The 21,797-nt window shown below is 62.0% G+C and carries 15 protein-coding genes and 3 pseudogenes; 6 read left to right on the forward strand and 12 right to left on the reverse strand.

What is annotated here, in order from left to right:
• The first annotated feature begins 6 nt into the window (after window positions 1–6).
• The 3 pseudogenes from KY459_02225 (at window position 7) to KY459_02235 (ending at window position 2,334) form a co-directional block, all read left to right on the forward strand.
• Window positions 7–528, forward strand: a pseudogene (locus KY459_02225) (SPOR domain-containing protein).
• Window positions 529–678: 150 nt separating this feature from the next.
• Window positions 679–1,092 (forward strand): annotated as a pseudogene (locus tag KY459_02230) (SpoIID/LytB domain-containing protein).
• 1,029 nt (window positions 1,093–2,121) lie between these two features.
• Window positions 2,122–2,334, forward strand: a pseudogene (locus KY459_02235) (hypothetical protein).
• A gap of 359 nt (window positions 2,335–2,693) precedes the next feature.
• On the opposite strand, the gene KY459_02240 reads toward KY459_02235, so the two are convergent.
• The 7 genes from KY459_02240 to KY459_02270 all read right to left on the reverse strand — a co-directional run bounded on the left by KY459_02240 (window position 2,694) and on the right by KY459_02270 (window position 11,956).
• The gene (locus tag KY459_02240) at window positions 2,694–4,184 is read right to left on the reverse strand and encodes a M24 family metallopeptidase (GenBank protein ID MBW3563521.1); all 1,491 of its coding nucleotides are present in this window, start codon (window positions 4,182–4,184) and stop codon (window positions 2,694–2,696) included.
• On the reverse strand, window positions 4,081–5,247 hold the full coding sequence (gene metK / locus KY459_02245; GenBank protein ID MBW3563522.1) for a methionine adenosyltransferase: 1,167 nt from the start codon (window positions 5,245–5,247) through the stop codon (window positions 4,081–4,083). The genes KY459_02240 and metK overlap by 104 nt, the downstream gene beginning before the upstream one ends.
• A gap of 219 nt (window positions 5,248–5,466) precedes the next feature.
• The gene (locus tag KY459_02250) at window positions 5,467–6,609 is read right to left on the reverse strand and encodes a 5-(carboxyamino)imidazole ribonucleotide synthase (GenBank protein ID MBW3563523.1); all 1,143 of its coding nucleotides are present in this window, start codon (window positions 6,607–6,609) and stop codon (window positions 5,467–5,469) included.
• A complete protein-coding gene (gene purE / locus KY459_02255; protein MBW3563524.1) occupies window positions 6,606–7,094 on the reverse strand; it encodes a 5-(carboxyamino)imidazole ribonucleotide mutase in 489 nt (162 codons plus the stop codon). The genes KY459_02250 and purE overlap by 4 nt, the downstream gene beginning before the upstream one ends.
• Window positions 7,091–8,119 (reverse strand): TIGR00266 family protein, encoded by a 1,029-nt coding sequence (locus KY459_02260; protein ID MBW3563525.1) that lies wholly within the window; start codon window positions 8,117–8,119, stop codon window positions 7,091–7,093. The genes purE and KY459_02260 overlap by 4 nt, the downstream gene beginning before the upstream one ends.
• A gap of 14 nt (window positions 8,120–8,133) precedes the next feature.
• Entirely contained in the window at window positions 8,134–8,598 is a 465-nt protein-coding gene (locus KY459_02265) for a TerB family tellurite resistance protein (GenBank protein MBW3563526.1), read from the reverse strand.
• A gap of 514 nt (window positions 8,599–9,112) precedes the next feature.
• The gene (locus KY459_02270; protein ID MBW3563527.1) at window positions 9,113–11,956 is read right to left on the reverse strand and encodes a peptidase; all 2,844 of its coding nucleotides are present in this window, start codon (window positions 11,954–11,956) and stop codon (window positions 9,113–9,115) included.
• A gap of 839 nt (window positions 11,957–12,795) precedes the next feature.
• On the opposite strand from KY459_02270, the gene KY459_02275 reads away from it, so the two are divergent.
• From KY459_02275 to KY459_02285, 3 genes are all read left to right on the forward strand, one after another.
• Window positions 12,796–14,277 carry an AAA family ATPase gene (locus tag KY459_02275; GenBank protein ID MBW3563528.1) on the forward strand — a complete coding sequence of 494 codons (1,482 nt, stop codon included), beginning with the start codon at window positions 12,796–12,798 and terminating at the stop codon, window positions 14,275–14,277.
• 28 nt (window positions 14,278–14,305) lie between these two features.
• Entirely contained in the window at window positions 14,306–15,328 is a 1,023-nt protein-coding gene (locus KY459_02280) for an isoaspartyl peptidase/L-asparaginase (GenBank protein ID MBW3563529.1), read from the forward strand.
• A gap of 72 nt (window positions 15,329–15,400) precedes the next feature.
• Complete coding sequence (locus KY459_02285; protein ID MBW3563530.1) at window positions 15,401–15,931, forward strand: DUF4388 domain-containing protein; 531 nt, start codon at window positions 15,401–15,403, stop codon at window positions 15,929–15,931.
• A gap of 172 nt (window positions 15,932–16,103) precedes the next feature.
• Here KY459_02285 and KY459_02290 read toward each other — a convergent pair whose 3' ends face one another.
• The 5 genes from KY459_02290 to KY459_02310 are packed head-to-tail and all read right to left on the reverse strand — an operon-like array spanning window position 16,104 to window position 21,765.
• Window positions 16,104–18,431, reverse strand: coding sequence for a DUF1343 domain-containing protein (locus tag KY459_02290; protein ID MBW3563531.1), 2,328 nt, complete (start codon window positions 18,429–18,431; stop codon window positions 16,104–16,106).
• On the reverse strand, window positions 18,427–18,792 hold the full coding sequence (locus tag KY459_02295; protein ID MBW3563532.1) for a response regulator: 366 nt from the start codon (window positions 18,790–18,792) through the stop codon (window positions 18,427–18,429). Before KY459_02295 ends, KY459_02290 begins: the two co-directional genes overlap by 5 nt.
• A gap of 12 nt (window positions 18,793–18,804) precedes the next feature.
• Window positions 18,805–20,655, reverse strand: coding sequence for a hypothetical protein (locus tag KY459_02300; protein ID MBW3563533.1), 1,851 nt, complete (start codon window positions 20,653–20,655; stop codon window positions 18,805–18,807).
• Window positions 20,652–20,981 (reverse strand): gas vesicle protein GvpG, encoded by a 330-nt coding sequence (locus KY459_02305; protein MBW3563534.1) that lies wholly within the window; start codon window positions 20,979–20,981, stop codon window positions 20,652–20,654. Before KY459_02305 ends, KY459_02300 begins: the two co-directional genes overlap by 4 nt.
• A gap of 1 nt (window position 20,982) precedes the next feature.
• Entirely contained in the window at window positions 20,983–21,765 is a 783-nt protein-coding gene (locus KY459_02310; GenBank protein MBW3563535.1) for a GvpL/GvpF family gas vesicle protein, read from the reverse strand.
• Between the last annotated feature and the right edge of the window lie 32 nt (window positions 21,766–21,797).

Below are 21,797 nucleotides of genomic sequence, written 5' to 3' on the forward strand. Positions count from 1 at the left end.
CCCCTCATGCGAATGCCACGTCTGACTTCCTCGCTTGCGATCGTCGCTCTGGCCGTCTCGACTCTTTCATGCGCCTCGATGGCGCCGGCGCCCGACCCACCACCCGCCGATGCCCCTCCGCTCGTCGCGTGGTCCGCGACGCCGGATGCTCCGGCGATCCGGGTCGGAATCCAGACCGATGTCGCCAGTTTCGAGCTGCCCCGAATCCCGCGCGGATATGTTCTGACGCCGGACCCGGACGGCACCGCGGCGTGGAGCACTTATCGGGGTCTACAAGTAAGTGCTCCCGCGTCGGCAGGCGCCACCGTGCGCTGGGCAGTGCAGGTCTCGGCCACCCCCGCAGAGGAGGGAGCGAACGAGCTCGCCCGCGCGCTCGACGCCGGCGGCTACGGCCCCTCCACCGTTCTCTTCGACGCCGCCGCTGGACTGTACAAGGTTCTCGCGGGCGACTTTCCGACCGTAGAAGACGCCCAGCGGCTCAGCGCGCGACTCGGTAACGCGGGCTACCCGGATGAGGCGTTCGTCACTAAGCTCCCCGCGCGGGACCCTCTCGTCGAGCAGCTGCTCGTCACTGATGATGAAGGAAACGAGACGCTGATCGACGGCCGCACAATCTGGATCTCATCTTCGGCAGGCGATCCGATCGCGATCGGTGAGAGCAGATACAGAGGGGTGGTGATGGTCTACCTCAACGACCGCGCGCTTCTCAACGTCGTGAACGTTCTGAATCTCGAGGACTACGTCAAGGGCGTCGTTCCGAACGAAATGGGCCCGCGCGTCTACGACCAGATCGAAGCGCTGAAGGCGCAGGCACTCGCCGCACGAACCTACGCGGTGAGCAGAATGGGTCAGTTCGATCGCGAAGGATTCGACATCTGCCCGACCGCGGCCTGCCAGGTCTACGAGGGATTCTCGACCGAGCACGAATTGTCGAACCGCGCGGTGGAAGAAACCGCCGGGCTGATCATCACCTACGAAGGAAAGCCGATCGACGCACTCTACACCTCGACATGTGGCGGGGCGACCTCGGATGTCGATGTGATGTTCCCCGGACGAAGTGAGCCGTATCTGCGGGCGGCGGACTGTGTCGAGCTCGCGCTCGATTATGTTGCGGGACGGACCGAGTCTGCCATTCTCGACGACCGGCAGGTGCGTGGGCGCATTCTCCGATCGATCACCGGCTATCCCGACGATTCCCGCTTCAACGCCGCAGTCGTCTCCGGAAGGGTGAAGGGTGCCGCGCAAAAAGCAGGTCTCAGCCCTGCCGTCGGCAATCCACCGTCTTCGGTCAGCAGACGCGACGTCCTTCGACATCTCGCCACGGCACTCGGGTGGGATCGGATTCAGTCAGTACTGCTCCTCCCTGAGGACCGCGTCTATTTTTTCCCGCACGCGGAACAAGGATCGATCGAGGCCGGCGCTGCCGCGTTCATCAACAAATATCTCCGCGATGCCGCGCAGCCGATCGAGCGGCTCGACCTCTCGGCCCCGATCTCGGCCGACGAGCTCGACTCGATTCTTCTCGCCTGGCTCGAGGCACAAGGGGCAATCCAGAGAGTCCAGGGAAAGATCCACAGTATCGAGTCCCGCACGATCACTCTCGAGTTCGAGAATGAGCGTAAAACGTTCGCCCTTCCCTCAGGGTTGCCAATCTTCCGTCAGAGCGAGACGAGCTACCGGGAACATCGCGAGGTGCCCTATCTGGTGGGCGATCGCGTCACCGTCATCCACGATCGCGCGGGAACCGTCGCGGGCCTGATCATCCAGGCGAACTACGATGGCGCCGCCTTCGATCGGACGTCCAGCTTCTCGAGCTGGATCCGATCGTTCCGGGCCAACGAGCTGGTCGACTCGATCAATCGACGCCATCCCATCACATCGCTTTCGGATCTGCGAATCCTTTCGGCTGACCAAATCGGCCGCATCTCCGCAATGGAGTTCGTCACGGGTGACGGCTCCACCTTTACGCTTCGGGGACTTCCCGTTCGCTGGGGTCTCAACGTACCGGACAATCTCTTCGCCTTCATGAAATCGAAGGACCCCGACGGCGTCGATCGTTACACCTTCTACGGAAAGGGATGGGGACACGGCACCGGCATGTGTCAGGTCGGCGCGTACGGAATGGCGCTGCGAGGCCATACCGCGGAGCAAATCGTCGAGCACTACTACACCGGCGCGCAGGTTGCGGCGGTCGGAGTCAGCAGTCAGTAGGCAGGATTTCAGGAATCAGGATTCAGGCGAACAAAAAAAACCGTGCTCTTGGCAACTCGGTGGCCGGTGGCCGGTTGCCGGTTGCCGGTTGCCGGTTGCCGGTTGCCGGTTGCCGGTTGCCGGCGAGGGATGGGTCTCGCATCCTCCAGGAAGTGTCGACCCCGCATCGCGGGCGAAGAACCAACGCCAAGCGCTATTCGTTGCAGGCTCGAGAAAACAAACATAGTCGATGAAGCCGCCGAAGGCGGCGACAGTTCTTAGCCCCCGGCTTCAGCCGGGGGGCAGAATCTTTCCCAAATTGAGTATCGAGCCCGCTTCAGCGGGCGACAGCGTGGTAACAATCAACCTATACAGATCTGGTCACAATCTACCTGGGTCGTACCCAGGCAACTGGCAACCGGCAACTGGCAACCGGAAACCGGAAACTGGCAACTGGCAACCGGCTACCGGCTACCGGCTACCCGGCTACCCGGCTACCGGTTCTACTCGACGAGGTGCCAGCTCGTCTGGCGGCCTGCCAGATACCAGACGCGCTCTCCATCGAAGAGCGCCGTCTGCTCGAGCTTGATCTGCACGAGCTGGCCGTCCCATTCGGGAACGGGAACTTTGACGTTCCCCTCGATCGCGTGAGCAGTATTCGCGTACAGCGGCCAGTCTCCTCGTACGGGCGTTTCTCCCTGGTTGTCCCACATCCCGATGGTTGGTCCCGGGCCATGACCAAAGAACCCGATCGGATGGGTATAGACGCTTCCGCGGATTCCCTCCTCGTCCATCCGGGCGAGCGTCCTCGCGAGAATGTCGTTTCCTGGCCGGCCCGCGACGAACTCTTCGGTCAGCAGGTCCTGCCACCGGTTGCCCGTCTCGAGCGCTTTCTTCAGCCCCGCCGGAACGTCATCCTCCCCGAGCCGGAGCACGTAGCCCATCTCCTGGGTATCGGTGGCGAGCCGGAGATACGAGATTCCGACGTCGGTGTGCAGCACGTCACCTCGCTCGATCACGCCACCCCGTCCGAAAAACGGGGCGTCCGGTTCGTCCGATACTCCTCGGCGCTGAATGTTGACGTAAGGCATGAACCAGACGGGAAGCCCGAGGTCGGTGTATCGCTGCCGGATGTACCAGGCAACGTCGTCCGTCGTCGTGATGCCCGGAGTGATCACCTTCGACGAGAAAGCCTCCGAGATGACCGACCGCGCCAGGGCAACGACGGTCGGATAGATCTCGATCTCACGATCGACTCGGGTCTCGAGCCAGCGTACGGCGAGCCGTTCCGCGCTGACGAGACGCCGGCTCCACTCCGGTCCCAGCTCCCTCAGCAACCGGTCGCGGTGCGAAGCCGAGAGCCCGTCGCCGAAAGCCCATTCAGGGCTTACGTTGATTCCGATCGTCTTCGGGCTCCGTTCACGAATGATCTCCGCGAGTCTGCGCCACTGCTCATCATCGGAGCCACCTTCCCATGCAGGCGCATAAACTCCCTGAAGCGGGTATCGGCTCACGGTGAGACGGTCGAGCTCCTCACGCGGCGAGCGGTCGTGAATCACGAGCATCGTCGTGCGACGCGCCGCGAATACGGGCTCGGGCACGAGCGTCAGATAGACCGGGTCCTCGTTGTACTCCCGATTGATGACGAGCCACATCTCGATCCCTTCTTCTCTCATCAGCCTGGGAAGAAGATTCTCGAGACGATCCTGGAGAATGAGGTTTATCGCGGCGGCGCGGGCGCGCTCCGGAAGGACACCGGGCGTGCTGGTGATGCTGCGCCCCTGTTCCGCGGACGGCTGCGCAGCCGCCGGAAGGCCGGCCGCGAGCGTCAGAAGACACGTTGCGAACGCCTTGGCCGGCAGGTCGAGTCGAGACGCAACCCTGCCCAAGTCAGACTCCAGCCGTCGCCTCGACACCAGCGTCGGAGGCGATCGCTTCGGCTTTGTCGGTACGCTCCCACGTGAACTCCGGCTCGTTGCGGCCGAAGTGCCCATAGGCTGCGGTCTTCCGGAACACCGGTTTGCGAAGGTCGAGAGATTCGATGATCCCCTTCGGAGTGAGCTGGAAATGTGCGCGAATCAGATCTTCCATCTTCACCTCGTCGACCCTGCCGGTACCGAAGGTGTTCACATTGACCGAAACCGGTTCGGCAACACCGATCGCGTAGGCCAGCTGAACTTCGATCTCGTCCGCGAGCCCGGCGGCGACGAGATTCTTGGCGACGTGCCGAGCCATGTAGCAGGCGGATCGATCGACTTTCGTCGCGTCCTTGCCGGAGAACGCTCCTCCTCCGTGGCGGCCCATTCCACCGTACGTGTCGACGATGATCTTCCTGCCGGTGAGGCCTGCGTCGCCCATCGGTCCGCCCACGACGAAGCGGCCGGTCGGATTGATGTGAAAGACCGTATCGTCGAGCAGCTCCGCCGGAATCACGGCGCGGACGACATGTTCGATGAGCGCGTCGCGGAGATCCGCCTGCGAAACTCGCGCGTCGTGCTGGGTGGAAACGACCACCGCGGATACGCGAACCGGCCGGCGACCCTCGTACTCCACCGTAACCTGCGACTTCCCGTCCGGCCTTACGAAATCGAGCTTTCCGGACTTTCGGACTTCCGCGAGCTTTTGTACGAGTTTGTGAGCGTAGGTGATCGGAGCGGGCATCAGTTCATCGGTCTCACGACTCGCGTAGCCGAACATCAGGCCCTGATCTCCTGCACCACCCGTATCGACGCCCATCGCGATGTCGGGACTCTGCTCGTCGATGGTCGAAATGACCGCACAGGTCTCGCTGTCGAAGCCGTAACTGGCGTTGTTGTAGCCGATGTCGCGGATCGTCGCGCGAACGATCGATGGGAAATCCGCGTACGCCTTGGTGGTGATTTCACCCGCGATCATCGCGAGACCCGTGGTCACGAGCGTCTCGCACGCAACACGGCTCATCGGATCTTCCGCCAGGACCGAGTCGAGGATGGCGTCCGAGATCTGGTCCGCAACCTTGTCCGGATGGCCCTCGGTGACCGATTCGGAGGTGAAGAGATATTTTCGTTCGGAAGTCATTGCGTGAAAGGCTCCTTTGCCGGCAGGATCGCGGGCGTTTTCCGGAAGTGTATCCCGCGGATAATCAGCTGGCGACAACCGGGGGATCGGACAGTCGATTCCGCACCCGTCAGGAGCCAGGAATCAGGGACCGGGAGCCAGCGGGAGACCTCTTCCCTTTCTTTTCACTGTTAAGCCTGCGTCACTCTTAACTCTTCACTCTTCTCTTCACTCTTCTCTTCACCCCTGTCTGTTCAGAGCGCTTCTCGCGGTCAGAGCCCGCTCCAGAGCTTCGAAGACGTCACTTCCGGTGGCCGTGAGATGACCCATCTTTCTCCCGGGCCTTGCGACTCTTTTTCCGTAAAGGTGAAGCGCGACGCCGGGAATGGAAAGTCCCCGCTCCCAGTCCGGCCGCCCACCCTGCCACAGATCCCCGAGAAGATTTGCCATCGCGACGGGGGCGAGCCGGTCCGCCGATCCGAGAGGAAGATCGCAGACGGCCCGAACCTGCTGCTCGAACTGGCTGCAACGCGCCGCATCGATGGTCCAGTGCCCGGAATTGTGAGGACGGGGAGCGAGCTCATTGACGATCACCTCGCCGTTCGATTCGACGAACATCTCAACACAGAGCACGCCCTCGAGCTCGAGCTCCCGTGCAACGATCCGGGCGATTTCCTCGGCGCGCCGCTCGACCAGTCCGGGCAGACGGGCCGGACAACTCGAGACATCGAGAATCCCCTCCACGTGAACATTGCGAGTCACCGGATACGTGACGACTTCTCCGGATGGATTCCTGGCGACGAGAACCGACAATTCGGCCTCGAACTCGACCACTGCCTCCGCGATGATCTCCTGATCGGAGAAGAGAGCGTTGAGGGCGACGTCGTCGACCGGCTCACTGCCGACCCGGAGCTGACCTTTCCCGTCATAGCCGGAGGTCGTTGTTTTGAGGATGATCGAGCCACCGAGGCGGCCTCGAGCTTCTTCGACACTGTCCAGGGTGACCGGCTCGAATCTGGCGACCGGAACGCCGATCTTCCGCATCAGCCGTTTCTCACGAAGCCTGTTCCGGGTGTCGTGCAGGATCTTCGCGGACGGTCGCACCGGAACGATCTCCTCGATTGCGGCGAGCGATTCGGACGGCACATTCTCGAACTCGAAGGTCACGACGTCGACCGAGCGGGCAAGCTCCCGGACCCGCTCGAGGTCGTCGTAAGAGGCGACAATCTCCTTTTCAGAGACGGCGCCCGCCGGCGAGTCCTCCTCCGGGGAGTAGACGTGCACGCGGTAGCCCATCGCCGCCGCACTCAGCGCGAGCATTCGCCCGAGCTGCCCGCTCCCGAGGACTCCGATGACGGATCCGGGAAGAAGGGTCGATTTCAACCGAGGACGTCCCGGGCGACGGCGTCACGTCGCGAATTCCGATACGCCTCGAGCTTCGCCACGAGCTCGGGCCGGCTCGTTGCGAGAATCGACACGGCGAGAAGCCCGGCGTTGGTCGCACCCGATTTTCCGATCGCAACCGTCGCCACCGGAACGCCGGCCGGCATCTGGACGATCGAGAGAAGCGAATCGAGGCCGTTGAGAGCGTGGCTCTGAACCGGAACACCGATCACAGGGAGAGTGGTCCAGCTGGCGACCATCCCCGGGAGATGCGCTGCCCCTCCGGCACCCGCGATGATCACCTCGATTCCACGATCTCTCGCGCCCGACGCGAACTCGCGCATCAGTTCCGGGGTGCGGTGGGCGGAAACGATCTTCTTCTCGTGCGGAACGCCGATCTCGTCGAGCACGGCGGTTGACGCCTGCATCGTCTCCCAGTCGGAGCGGCTTCCCATGATCACGGCGACCAGTGGAGCGGTGCTCATGAACGGTCGCCGCCCGCGAGATCGCCGATCAGCCCGAGAATCGATCCCTCACCACGATCCTTCCCTCCTCCGCGGGTCTTCGAACGCGGTGCTGCCGCGAACACCCGGCTCGCGAAACGGCTGAACGGGAGTGACTGCATCCATATCTTCCCCGGACCGCGAAGTGTCGCGTGAAAAAGACCCTCCCCGCCGAACAGCGCGGTCTTGATGCCGCTCACGAACTGGATGTCGTAGTCGACCCGAGGCTCGAAGGCGACCAGACAGCCGGTATCGAGTCGAAGCACCTCACCCGGTCCGAGATGGCGCTCGACGATCATCCCGCCGGCGTGCACGAAGGCGAGACCATCGCCCTCCAGCTTCTGCAGAATGAAGCCCTCACCGCCGAAAAAGCCGGCGCCGAGCCTCTTCTGGAACGCGATTCCGACCGAAATCCCCTTCGCCGCAACGAGGAACGAATCCTTCTGACAGATCATCGAACCTCCGAGCTGCGCGAGGTCGAGAGGAATGATCCGGCCGGGATAGGGCGACGCGAATGCCACCTTCTGCCTCCCCCCGGAGTGGTTCGAAAAGACCGTCATGAAGAGAGACTCCCCAGTCAGAACCCGCTTGCCCGCCTGGGCCAGCATTCCGAGCATGCTCGCCGACTGCGGTGAGCCGTCGCCGAAAATCGTCTCCATGTGCATGCCGGGGTCCATGTACATGAACGAGCCTGCCTCGGCGACGCAGGCCTCGTTCGGGTCGAGCGTGAGCTCGACGAACTGCATCTCTTCCCCGAAGATCTCATAGTCGATCTCGTCCGCGATGCTCGCTCGCGTCGGCATCGGCGGTGGAGATTCCTTCATCCTCTTCGACCGGATCGCGGCGGCGAACTCGTGCCGCCCCCCGATCGGCTCCCATCCCGCCATCCCAGGGAGATAGACATGAGCGGTCCGGTCGAGCTCGCCCGACCGGATCTTCTGGAGGATCTCCTCCGCGGACCATGGCCCCATCTGTTTACCGCTGACCGCGACGTACCACTGTTCCATTCGAGCCTCTCCTCTCAGGGCGCGAGACCCATCTGTTCCCTCACGCGCATTTTCGCGTCGATCATCTCTGCATGCTCCAGCCCGAGGAGATCCGAAAGCTTGCGGACGATGTATCCCTCGTACTGATGAAACTTCCCATCGGCGTACACGATGCGCCACATCGCCTCTACGATCTGCATCCGCTCGTCCCGTTCCGTGGCGCGTCTCACCTGATTCGTCAGATGAAAGTGGTCGATCGTGTCGCTCCTCAGATCGTCGGCCGCAGCCAGCAGCTCGGCAGATGAAGCGTCATCGAGCGAGAACGCATTCCGAAGGTGACCGACGACTTCCTGCCGTTCCGCTTCACCCATCTCGGAGCCGGCATTCGCCACTTCGAGCAGAACCGCAGCAGTCGCGAGCCGGATCGCTTCGTCGCGCCCCTCCTCCGTTTCTTCGTCACGCTGACGGTTGAAGAGCTCCAGAATCCGGGAGATTGGCATCGCCAGGCGAACGATATCAGACGATTAGGGATTAGGGATTAGGGATCAGGGATCAGGGATCAGGGATCAGGGATCAGGGATCAGGGATCAGGGATCAGGGATCAGGGATCAGGGCGATCGCCTGAACCCGACGTAGGGGCATGTAGACAACGACGTGGGCAGTCCGGAATCCCTTCCCGCGATTCACGAGCCCCCGCCCAGATCCTTCGCCCGTGCTTCGCCGGTCTCCCATGAAACGACCACGAAATTGTTGGACTTCGACCCTCTTGCAGTGCTTCGCTTGGGCTGATGTCCCAACCTGCGAGGTCCTTCGCCTGCCCGCCCGACCGCCCGCTCAGGATGACGTTGGTTTGAGTACGCGAGTTCGGTTGTTTCCGCACTCACGGGTGTCATTTCCGATCACCGTCGCAAGGCGCCGATCACTTGCTCAGGATGACGAGTGTTCGATATCGCGAAATCTCTCTACCCTGATCCCTGATCCCTGATCCCTGCTTTTCTCCCTGATCCCTAATCCCTAATCCCTAATCCCTGCATCCCAGTTCAGCAGCGCGTTGTAGACGAACCGGAAATCGGAGTGATTGAGATAGCGATGCAGCGGGTTGAAGTTGAAGAGCACCACTCTCCCCTTTCCGACGGGCATGTCGATGATCGCGGGCTTGCCGTCGAGCGCATCCCCCTCGAGGCCTCCCGACAGCACGAGCGGCTTCTTCTCTTCCTCGTCTTCTTCCTCCTCCGTTTCCGCCTCCTCCGCCTCGGAGTCCTCCTCGGCCGGTTCCATTCCGAAGTCGGACTCTTCGGTGGTTCCGAGGGAGGCCGAAATCTCGAAATAGTCGGTCGCCGGCTCGACCTCCTTCGTGCCGAACTGCATGACCACCAGATCCCGGTCCCTGTCGGCCACGTCGAATACGGGTCCGTTCCCACGGAAGACGGACGGAAACTCCTCGTAGCCATAGACGATCGGGCTGGGGGCAAGCACCTTCGCCTGGATCTCCGACCCGGGCGTCCTTCCGATATCACCGGTACGTTCGGCCCGCCTGGCGATCCCGCTGTCGACGACCAGCGTTCCACCGTTGGAGAGCGCGACGACGACTCCTCCTCCGTCGACGAACGACTGGAGGTTCGCGAGGCCGCTGAATGCCATCCCACGCGAAATGTCCTGCGATGGGTCCGGAATCCCGTGAGAGGGATACTCGGGGGTTCTCGTGTACGCGAGCGGAGCGAGCTTCGTGTCGATTCCGTGGATCATCCGCGACAGATCCCCGCCGAGGTCCGGCACCAGAATCACGTCGAACCGTCGCCCGAGATTTCCGGCGCGAACGTGATCGGGATTGATCAGCGTGTACGGGATCCGCTCTCGATCGAAGAGATACCGCACCCAGCCCGTGTCCTGAGTCGACCAGTTGTGGAGCACCGCGATGCGAGGAAGCGAGATTCGATGCGACGCGACATCCGGCTTCGAGTCGACACCGACGAAGGTGAGTCCGAGCTTTTCGGCAGCCGCCGAAGCTTTCGCGGCGCTCGTCCAGATCATCAGACTCCCCGCGGGGTAGTCCGTTTCGTCGAGATCGAATCCCTCCTCCGCCACTTCGATTCGCTCGTCTTTCAGTTCGAGCGCGAGATTCATGATCGCGTTCTGTCCGCTGTCCCTCACGAGGTAAATGCGACCACTTCCGATCACTTCGCCCCGCGGCACGACGTCCTGCTCGACCGGGGACATCGCCGCCGAAAGAATCGAGTCGTCGTCGATCCGGGTGGCATCGACACCGTAGAGCAGCGGCCAGGTCCATGCGATGTCGTCGTAAGGAGGGTTCGGCTCGTCAGCCGGGAACTCCTGCTTCTGAAGAAAATTCACTGCTGCGTTGCGATGGGGCTGATCGAGCCGGACGACCCAGTCACCCGCTTCGAACGTCTCGTCTCCCGATTCGGTCTCGGCGTCGAGCGTGTGAACTTCGATCCGATGGACGCGAAGCTGGTTGATCAGATACGCGGCCCGGCCGGAATCTCTCTGCTCGCGAGGGATGATCCAGGCATGAGGCGCCTCGCTTTTTCCTCGAGAGATCGCCCGATCCGCCTTGACCCAGTAGTTCCTGAGGAGCTCGTCGCTCCGGGTCGCCGCCTGATCGAGCGCGGCCAGAACTCCCGCCTGCATGTAATTCGTATTGTTTCTCAGCGACCACCGAACCTTCTCGTCGGGTGGCCAGGGACGGTACCACTGTCGCTCAGTCACACTCTTGCCAACGAACTTCACGTCCTCGAGCTCTCTTTCGAACGTCCCGGCGAGCGAATTGCCGAACGTCTCGTAGAAGCGGCCGATCGCATTGTGATTGTTCGCGACCGAGAAGAGATATCCCGGCCACCATCCGTCCCAGAATCCCCAGACCCAGACGCCGGGCAGCCCCATCGCCTGCAGCTCCGAGGTTTCGTTGTATGCGAACTGAGTCCACTCGTTGACCGTGAGCGGATCGATCGCCTCACTGTACGGCCCGTGACCGGTCGAGATGTAGAGCAGCGGCAGCGATTCGTGAAGATCGTGGAACACCTGCGGGTGATGGCGCCACCACGCAGCGTTGATCGCGCGCGTCAGGGCGAGCGTGAGCTGCATCCCGTCGCGGTTGTTGTCGTGAAACACGTAGTGACCCCAGTAGGGAGGCGAACCGACTCGGCGCAGATCATCGAAAGGAAGATTCTTCCCTCGCAGGTGTCGGTAGTACCAGTCGACGATTCGGTCCCGCCCGTCCGGTTCGGCCACCGGCGTGATCATGACGACGACGTTGTCCCGGATGTTGCGGATGTTTTCCTTTTCGCTGACGGCAAGGCGGTAGGCGAGCTCCATCAGCATCTCTGGGCTGCCAGTCTCGGTCGAATGGAGACCGCCGGTCAGGTAGTAGAACGGTTTGCCCTCCCGAATCAGCGCCTCGGCTTCCGCACGCGAAGTCGTGCGCGGATCGGCCAGAGCAGCCGTGATCCCGCTCAGCCGGTCGAGCCGAGCCAGGTTTTCCTCCGAGGAGATGATGGCGAGGATCAGGTCACGACCCTCCTCGGTGCGTCCGATCGTCTCGACTCGAACGCGGGGGCTCTCCGATCCGAGCCGGTTGAAATAACCGTGAATCTCCGCCACGCGGGTCAGCTCGTTCGGCGTTCCCGAGAGCCGGCCCAGAGCGTCCATTGGAGACGCCACGGTGGCCGATTCCGGAACGTAGGCAACGGTCTCCGGGAGGTACTTCGGATCTGTCGTGTAACGGGCGATCGCCTCGATACTCCCCGGCTCCGCGGTGTCGGGGGCCGGATCGACACCCAGAAGAGGGGTGGACAGCAGCATCGCGGCCAGAGCGAGCGCGGCAGATCTCGTGGTTGTCATCGGTTCGAATCCTCCGGCCGGGAAGTATATCGAGAGACAGTTGCCGGTGGCCGGTGGCCAGTTGCCAGATTGATCTCGCCACATCCAAACACTCGTCATCCTGAGCAAGTCACGGGCGCCGTGCGCCGGTGAAACGGAAATGACACCCGTGAGTGCAGAAACAACCGCACTCGCATACTCAAACCGACGTCATCCTGAGCGGACGGTCGGGCGGGCAGGCGAAGGACCTCGCAGGTTGGGACATCAGACCAAGCGAAGCGGCAAAGGGTCGAAGTCCAACAAATTTCATGTTGGTTTCATTAGGAGCCGCCGAAGGACGGCGAAGGATCTTCGCGGAGGATCCGAGCCTTCGGCATTCTGTCGCCCGCTAAAGCGGGCTCCACACGATTTTGGGGAGAGCTTCTATCCCCCGGCTTGAAGCCGGGGGCTAAGACCTTTCGCCCGCTTGCGCGGGCTGACCGATGATGATGTTCTCATCGACATCAACACTCCAGGACGGTCAGCGTTCTTTCGCCCGCTGAAGCGGGCTGATCGGAAATGCACGTTTTCGAGCCCGCGGAGCGAGCGACAGAACGACACGCGAGGGGCAGATCGTCTCCAACTCGCTGAATAGACGAAGCCGGCCAAGCCGCCGAAAGGCGGCGGCAGATCTTAGCCCCCGGCTTCAGCCGGGGGATAGAGGCGACCCCTCTGAACTTCGAGCCCGCTTCAGCGGGCGACAGAGCGATCACGATTCCAACCATCATGTGAAACCGACAACCGGCAACTGGCAACCGTCCTCCCTCCTCTTTTCAATAAAGGAATGAATTCTCAGCTCGAGGAATCTAAACTACTCGCCGATGCAGTCGACCCTGCACGACCTGAAGGCTCTCGCGCTTTCCTACCATCCGCTCATCGTCTTCGAGACGGTCGAGGAACGCCGTGTGAGCTCGCTCGTCCGAGCGCTCGCGCACGAGCTGAACCTGCCGCAGCTCGACTGGTCCGTCACCCAGGGAGTCTGCCGGCCCGGTACCGATCCGATCGACGGGACGGATGATCCGGAAAAACTGATGGACTACCTTCTCTCGATGCAGCTCGAGGTGATCGCCCACCTCAAGGACTTCGCGGTTCATCTCGAGAAGCCTCGTGTGGCGAGGGGATTCCGGGAGGTCGTCAGCCACTACGCGAGAAATCACTCGACGATCGTCCTCTCGGGCGGAAGCGTGACGCTTCCGGACGACGTCGACCATCAGGCAGTGCACGTCCACCTCCGCATGCCGAATCGTGACGAGCTGCTGCAGCTCATCAAGGTCGTCACGACGTCGATGAAGGAGAAACACAGAATCGACGTTTCACTCTCCGCCGACGATTCTTCGGCTCTGGTCGAAGCGCTCGCAGGGCTGACGATCGATCAGGCGAGACAGATTCTCGCCTGGGTGATCGTCGAGGATCTGCGGCTCGGCGGCGATGACATCGCCAGGGTTCTCGAGCGGAAGGCGAAACTGGTTCAGGAGAGCAGTGTGCTCGAGTATTACCCGGCCGGCACGAACCGCCACGAGATCGGCGGATTCGGACGTCTCAAGAAGTGGCTGGAGCGGGCGCGGCTCGGTTTCTCTCCTGCCGCGGCCAGAATGAACCTCGATCCTCCGAAAGGCATTCTGATGGTCGGCGTCCAGGGTTGCGGAAAATCGCTCGCCGCGAAAGTGATCGCCAGAGAGTGGGGAATCCCTCTGCTGCGACTCGATGCCGGACGGTTGTACGACAAGTACATCGGAGAGTCCGAACGGAACTTCCGGGAAGCGACCAGGATGGCCGAATCGATGGCGCCCGTGGTCCTCTGGATCGACGAGATCGAGAAAGCCTTCGGGTCCGGCGCGGCGAGCACCGAGGACGGCGGACTATCGGCCAGGCTCTTCGGGATGCTTCTCACATGGCTACAGGAGAAGAAGCCCGGAGTGTTCATGGTCGGAACGGCGAACAATCTGGAGCGGCTTCCTCCCGAGCTGCTTCGGAAGGGACGATTCGACGAGATCTTCTTCGTCGATCTCCCCGTCGAGGGGGAGCGTGCCGAGATCTTCAGGATTCATCTTCGAGCGCGGAATCAGGACCCGGACGGCTTCGATATCGCGCGGCTCGCGTCGGCGACCGACGGATGGAGCGGCGCGGAGATCGAGCAGGCGGTGATCTCGAGTCTCTACGAATCGCTGCACCGGGGCGAAACGCTCGGCACTTCCATCATCCTTCACGAGATCGGCCAGACGACGCCGCTCTCTCACTCCCGTGCCGAAGCGATCCAGCGCGTCAGAAGCGAGGCGGCGGGACGATTCGTTCCGGTGCGCTGACGTAGAATTCCGGAAGAGGAGGATCGATATGCGAAATCTTGCAAATGCCGTGGTGACTCTGGTCGCCCTCACCCTTCCAGTCCAGGCGGATGAGCCCATCGCAATCGTCATTCATGGCGGAGCCGGCACCATCACCAGGGAAAACATGACCCCCGAGCTCGAAAAAGAGTATCGGGAAATTCTGTCGGAAGTTCTCGACGCCGGTTACGCGATCCTCCGCGATGGCGGTTCTTCGCTCGATGCCGTCGAGACCGCGATCAGGATCATGGAAGACTCGCCTCTGTTCAACGCCGGAAAAGGTGCGGTCTTCACCGCCGATGGCCGGAACGAGCTCGACGCGTCGATCATGGACGGGTCGAATCTCGACGCGGGCGCCGTCGCGGCCGTGACGATGATCCGGAATCCGATCTCGGCCGCGAGAGCGGTGATGGAAAAATCCCCGCACGTCATCCTCGCGGGACGCGGCGCGGACCTCTTCGCGACGGGCGTCGGTCTGGAGGTCGTCGCTCCCGAATACTTCTGGACGGAGCGGCGGTGGAAATCGCTCCAGAACCACCTCCGCAAATCCGACGAGTTCGGAAGCGATTTCCTCAGAAAGAAGACATCGGACAGGCTGGCTCCGGCCGACGACTACTTCGGAACCGTGGGAGCGGTCGCGATCGACCAGAACGGCAACATCGCTGCAGGAACGTCCACCGGAGGACTGACGGGCAAGCGGTTCGGCCGGGTGGGCGATTCCCCGATCGTCGGCGCAGGTACCTGGGCGGACAATCGCACCTGCGGGGTGTCCGGCACGGGCCAGGGCGAGTACTTCATCCGGCTCACGATCGCTCGAACCATCTCCGCCATGATGGAGTTCGGCTCGGTACCGCTCGAGGACGCCGCAGCCGAAGCCATCCGCCGGCTCGGCGAGGCAGGCGCAACAGGAGGCGTAATCGCGCTCTCGAAGGACGGCACGATCACCGCACCATTCAACACGTCCGGAATGTATCGGGGATGGATCGATTACTCCGGCGAAAAGACGGTCGCGATTTACGGCGGACTCGACTGACGGCGATTCACCGGCGTTGAAACCAAATTCCCCCGGGCTCCGGGATATGATTGGCCCTCTTGGGAGAAACTGATGCCGCTGCATGGTGATCTGAGAACCATGCCTCTGCCGGAGCTGCTGATGTGGATCAGCCAGTTCCGGAAGACCGGGACGGTCCGCGTGGTCGAAAACGACGACGACACGCACATTCTCGCGTTTCTCGAAGGCGCTCTCGTCTACTCATCCTCACCAGACCCGGACAAGCGGCTGGGAGCGCTGCTCGTTTCGCGCGGCGTCGTGACCCGGGAGATGTACGAGCGCGCGAGGAAGCTCCGCGACGAAGACGGACTCGGAATCGCCAAGGCGCTCTCGAAGCTCAAGCTCGTCGCTCCCGACGACATGACACGGTTTCTCAGAAAGAAGGCGGAACGGGAGGTTTTCGGGCTTTTCGAGGTCAGAGAGGCCGAGTTCTCGTTCAACGATCGCGAAATGCCGACGCTCGAGCTCCTCCCACTCCGCGTCGACCTTTCGCACATGCTCCTCCGGATCACCCAGAACATGGACGAGCGCGGCGAGTACGACTTCGACGCCTCCGGCATCAATCTCGATCTTCCGGAGCTCTGACGATCTCGAACGCCTTCTCGAAGCGAGAGGTCTTCCGGGCTGTTGCCGAAAACCGGCGAAAGATCTCGCGGGGATCGGGGTCGGGTCTGAACTTGGAACTTAACACGTTGAGATCCCGCGTAGTCCGATGATCAGTGAGTTAAGTTCCAAGTTCAGACCCGACCCCGCCTCCTCAGTAGAGCAGATGTCTCCGGCGCCTCTCGAGGAACTCCCGAAGCTCCGGCTGCCATCGCTCGATGATCGCGTCCGGATCGGCCGAAGCCTCGACGAGCTCGACCGTGTCCTGATCCTGCAGAAGGATATTGAAGCTTTCGGGCCGGAATTCGCCGGGGTACATGTCGTGAAGAACGGTAGCGATCCGAATGCCGATCGCCGGGAAGTCGCACTCCGGGTCGACGAGATCGAAAGCCGCGCCACCGACCCGCTCACCTGCGAATTTGCTTGCATCGGCGACGAACTCCACCGGCTCGATCGTGATGCAACCCGGTGGAATTACATCGTTCAGCTCGGATGCGAACGCGTTTTTATCGATGTAAGGAGCACCGATGAGCTCGAACGGCGTCGCCGTTCCTCGACCGACGGAGAGATCGAGATACTCGAGCAGCCCGATCCCCGAATAGAGGATCGCCTCCTCGAGACTGCGGATATTCGGTGACGTGTCGAACCACGGCAGCGTCGTGTCGTTCTGATACAACCCCCTCTTCCACCCCGAGAGTGGGACGACGGTGAGCTCGACCTCGATGCCTCGCTCGTCGCGGAACATCCGAGCGAGCTCACCGATCGTCATTCCGTGCCGCACCGCCACCGGATGAAACGCGACGAATGCTTCCCGGTCGATCTCGACAGGCCCCTGCACGGCCACGCCTCCGATCGGATTGATCCGGTCGAGCACCACGAACGGCACGCCGGACTCCGCGGCCGCCTCCATCGCAAGAGCCATCGTCGAGATGTAGGTGTAATAGCGCGATCCGATGTCCTGGAGGTCGAAAACGAGAACATCGAGACCGTCGAGACTCGCCGCGGCCGGTTCCCTTCGCTCACCGTAGAGACTGAAAATGGGGAGGCCGCTCGCTTCGTCGCGCCCGTCCGGCACATTCTCATCCAGCGTCCCCCGCAACCCATGTTCGGGACTGAAGATGGAGACGAGCTCGAGCGGGCCGCTCCTCAGCACATCGCGGGTCAGATTGCCGTACTTGTCCCGCCCCGTGTGGTTCGTGATCAGCCCGACCCTCTTCCCGACCAGAGGCTCGAATCGTCGGTCCTGCAGAACGTCGACGCCGTTGGAGACCGCGTGCGGTCCCCTCCAGGGAAGGATTTCGATTGACGGGTCCCAGCTCGCGTATCCCGCCATCGGCGAGATCGCCTTCCCGAGACGCTCCTGAAGAATGGTCGCCGTGCCGGTACCATCCGGATGAACCCGGTTCGACAAGGCGATGTAGAACGCTTCGGACGCCGGGTCGATCCAGATGAATGTTCCCGTCCAGCCGGTGTGACCGTACGATCCCATCGGGAACCACCCTCTCGGCCGCGAGTAGATCGAGTCGAGATCCCACCCGAGCCCGCGGCGCACGGCCATCGCTTCCGGCGTTGCGATCGAGGTCATCAGCCGGACCGTGGAAGGCTCGAAGATTCGCACGCCATCGATCGTGCCGCCGTTGAGCAGCATTCGCGCAAAACGGGTCAGGTCGGCGACCGTACTGAACAGACCCGCATGACCGGCCACGCCCCCCATCCGGCGCGAGGTGGGATCGTGGACCACTCCGTGGAGAATCTCCCCGGCGACGCGCTCGGTCGGCGCGACGCGGTGCAGGTTCCCCCGTGCCACTCCGAAGTCCGTATCGACCATTCCCGCAGGCTCGAAAATCTCCTCGCGGACGAAGTCGTCGAGCGACCTGCCTGAAACCCGCTCGACGATGACGCCGAGAAGAATGAAGTTCACGTCGCTGTAGCGGAAGAGGAAGCCCGGCTTCGTCCGCGGCCTCCGGGTCGCCGCCCTGATCAGACCTTCCTCCGCTCCCTCCCAGTCGTCCCTCAGATCAACGCCCGGATCGAGACCGGACGAGTGCGTCATCAGATGCCGAATCGTGACGTCGTTCTTCCACTCTCCCGCGAATTCCGGGATCAGGTCCACGACGCGATCCTCGAGAGCGAGATCGCCTCGCTCGATCAGTTTCATCACCGCCGAAGTCGTCGCGACGACCTTGGTCAGCGACGCCATGTCGAAAATCGTATCCTCCTTCATCGGTGTCACTGCGGGCTCGAGAGACCTCTTTCCTATGGCACCCCGATAGACCTCCCCGGAAGCTTCGATGTGAACGACGGCTCCCGGAAGGTGGCCCTTGCTGATCTCGTCCTCGATGATCTCGACAATTGCGACCGGAAGCGGCCTGATCGCTTCGTCAGTGCGGATCGCACCGGTACAGGAAACCAGGAGAAGGAAGAGCGCGGCCACCGGAAGATTCGAGGTCCGGCGGATGTCTGAATCACGGCTCAAATCAATCGAGCTCCTTTTTGATCTTTTCGATCAGATCCGCGGTATCGAAGGGTTTGAGGATCGCGACATCGATACCCGTTTCCGACCTCCGGGCTTCATCGACCGGATCACCACTGAGAATGATCATCGGAAGCTCGCTCCGCCTGCTCGCCCTGCGCATTGACTCAACCAGCTCGGCCGGCGACACATCCGGCATATTGAGATCGACGATCGCCAGATCGGGATTCTCACTCCGGACCAGTTCGATGGCCTGTTTGCCGGACGAAGCAGTCACTGGAATCATCCGGTACGTCCGGAGCAAGGCCTCCATGAGTTTCAACAGGGGCTCATCGTCGTCGACAACGAGTATCGTCGGCTGGCCAGTCATCGAGTCGCTATTCTAATGACCGGCGGGCCCGGCCGGGAGAGGGACGAGCGATTCGAGCACCTCGATGGTTCCCGGCTCGGGATCGATTCTTTCGACCATCGTCACGTCCGGGAAGTCCTCCAGCAGCCGGATCTCGGCCGCCCGTCGAGCCCGATCGCAGGGGCATTCGTTCTGAGGAGTCAGGTAGTTGGCGACAATCCCGATCAGACCGATCTTTCGCTTTGCGAGCTCGTCGGCCAGGCGCTTCGTCTCTGCGATCACCATCGGCTCGGGTCTGGTGACGATCACGACTCCGCATTGCTCGCTGACGAGCACTTCCTCCAGCTCGCGCAGGCCCTTCGACATCTCGAGCAGCGTCGAACCGAGCGAGCCGGCCGGCATGATCTGCCAGTACTCGAGAAGGATCTTCATCAACTGGCGAACCCAGGAAGTCGCCAGCTCCGGGAGATCGATCAGGCGGAGGAAATGACCGGTCGGGGCGGTATCGACGACGATCCGCTCCGCACCGCTTCGAAGGAGCTCCACGATTCTCATCAGCGCAAAGATCTCATCGGCGCCGGGTGGGGCGATGTCGAGAAGGCTTCGTGCAATCCGCTCGTCGTGTACGGCCCGAAAGCGCCCATCCGGTGCGCCGAACAGCTCGTCGAGAGTCTTTTCCATCTCATCCTCGAGATCCTTCCATGCTCGCGACGGGTCGACCTGCTCGACGTGAAGGTTGTCCGGAAGATCGAGCCCGTCGGTCAGATCCGTGAGCGATCTCGCCGGATCCACCGACAGAAGGTGGATTTCTCCATCGTTCCTCACGGCAAGCTGAAGGCCGATGCTCGTGGCCGTCGAGGTCTTGCCGGTGCCGCCTTTTCCCGCAACGAAGACCAGCCGCCGGCCCTCCGGATCGAGCGCCTTCGATCCGCGCATACTCTTTGCGGGTTTCTCCGGCTCCACTCCCCGCCTCGCGGCCAGCAGCTCTTCCAGATCGGCCAGCCGGGCCACGGGCCGGCAGAGCCTCTCGACCGTCACGATGCGGGCCTTCGCCTCGAGCTTTCCACGGGCGGCGTCCTCACCGGCTCTCGCTTCGCGGCAGGACTGACAATCGCAGTCGCCGGTCACGCGGTTCAGGACGACGAACGGAACATCGAGGCCGAGAGATTCGACCGAATCCACCAGCCGGAGTGTCTGATCAACCACGAGATCCTCTCCGAGCGTGACGGGAAGAAACGTCGTCAGAGACGGATCGCTCAGGATCGAAGCCTCTTCTTCGATCGAGCTGCGGAGCTCGTCGAGCCAGGTTTCCGCGGAATCATCGACGTCAGCGCCGGCAAGCTGGAAGACGATCTCGCGGTGCTTCTCCGACATCGCTTCCAGCGCCGACGTGAATGCATCGTAATGAGAACGGGCGTCGAGAAGTCTCAGCGTGTGTCCCGTCGGGGCCGTATCGATCACCAGCGCCCCGTCCGAACCGAGATTTCGATACAAGGTGAAGATCTTCCGCCAGCCCATGATCTCGTCGATGCCGGGGATCGAGCGCGTGATCAGTTGTCGGATCTCTTCTTCGTCGAAGATCGTACCTCGCTCGATCAGGGTGACGATCGGCTCGAGACTCGTATCGAGGAATCCGTTCCATTCGCTCTCGGCATCGAGGCTCTCGATTCGAAACGGGCTGTCTGCGGGGTCGAGAAGATCGGGAAGGCTCGTCGCGGGATCCGTCGAAAAAAGTACGACATCACGATCGGAGGAGATCCGGAGCGCGGTTGCGGCGGCGATCGTCGTCTTTCCGACGCCTCCCTTGCCCCCGACGATGATGATGGAACGGTCCGAGAGCTGGTCCACGGCGCGAGCCAGCGAACCGGCTCTTCGCGAGCTCACTCCCCGTACCCGGTATGAATGACCACGTCCGCCGCGTCATCGTCGTCGCGGCCACGCTGCCTGTCGAGAAACTCCTCTGCCTGGGCCTGCTGACGCATCCGGATCTCGCGCAACTTATCGAAGACGATTGCTTCCTCAGCCGCGTAATCTTCCTCGCTGATCTCGCCGAGCTCGAGCTGCATCTGGAGCTCGAGCAACCGGGTTTTCCACACCTCGTCATTCATCATCTCCCGGTCGACCATGGTGCGCACCTGTTCGAGCGCCCACTTCACGCCGGCAACAGGCGCCTTGAACGGAAGCGCCAGGAGATCGTCGATGAGAAACATTTCAGGTGTCTGCCCGCTCGAGCTTGAGCCGGATATTCACGAAATTGTATGGCGGCCAGGGACCTGTGTACAGGAACGAGAGCGCATCCTCGTACTTTTTCGCGATCTCCGAGACCCGCTGGTCGAACAGCTCGGTCTTCTCGCGCTCGACGAGAAAGGCGGCGTTCATGATCATCCGGTCCCCGATCGGTTTGTTCGATCTCGAGGCGACCGCCGAATCCCGCAGGTGGCTGTAGATCTCCTGAACATATTTTTCCGATTTCTCCTGCAGCGCGGACTCGACGATCTTTCCGAGCTGCATCTTGAGAAAATACGCCGAGCCGCTCGTTCCGGCCTCGATCTGTTGCTTCAGATTCCCGACGTCATCGTTCTCCGCTTCGATCTGCCTCAGAACCGCCTCTCGATCCCAGTTGACCTTCAGACCGAACTCGATCTTTCCTTCCATCTTGTCCAGGACGTCGACCAGAGCCGGATACGTCCCCTGCATGAAGGTTCTGATGTCGGCTTCCGTTCGGAACACGGTCCCGAAGCTCATCGGAAGAACCGTGTACTGCTTCATCACGACTTCATTCACATGCTCGTGAGCCAGCGCGTTCTCACGCGTCGGGTCGTAAATCTGAAGGGGGCACTTCGAGACGACGGCTGCGAAATCCTTGTAGTGGACCGTATACACTTCGTCGTTCCGACCCCCGATCCCGATCGGCCCGAAGCTCTGATTCTCGGCTGCCTTGATGATTCCGTAAACGTATCGACCCTCTTCCTGAGGGGTAGCGCTCTGTTCCATCGCTCCGCACGGATGCAGTCACGATGCCGGGC

The sequence above is a fragment of the Acidobacteriota bacterium genome, assembly GCA_019347945.1.
In the GTDB taxonomy this organism is placed as follows: Bacteria; Acidobacteriota; Thermoanaerobaculia; order Gp7-AA8; family JAHWKK01; genus JAHWKK01.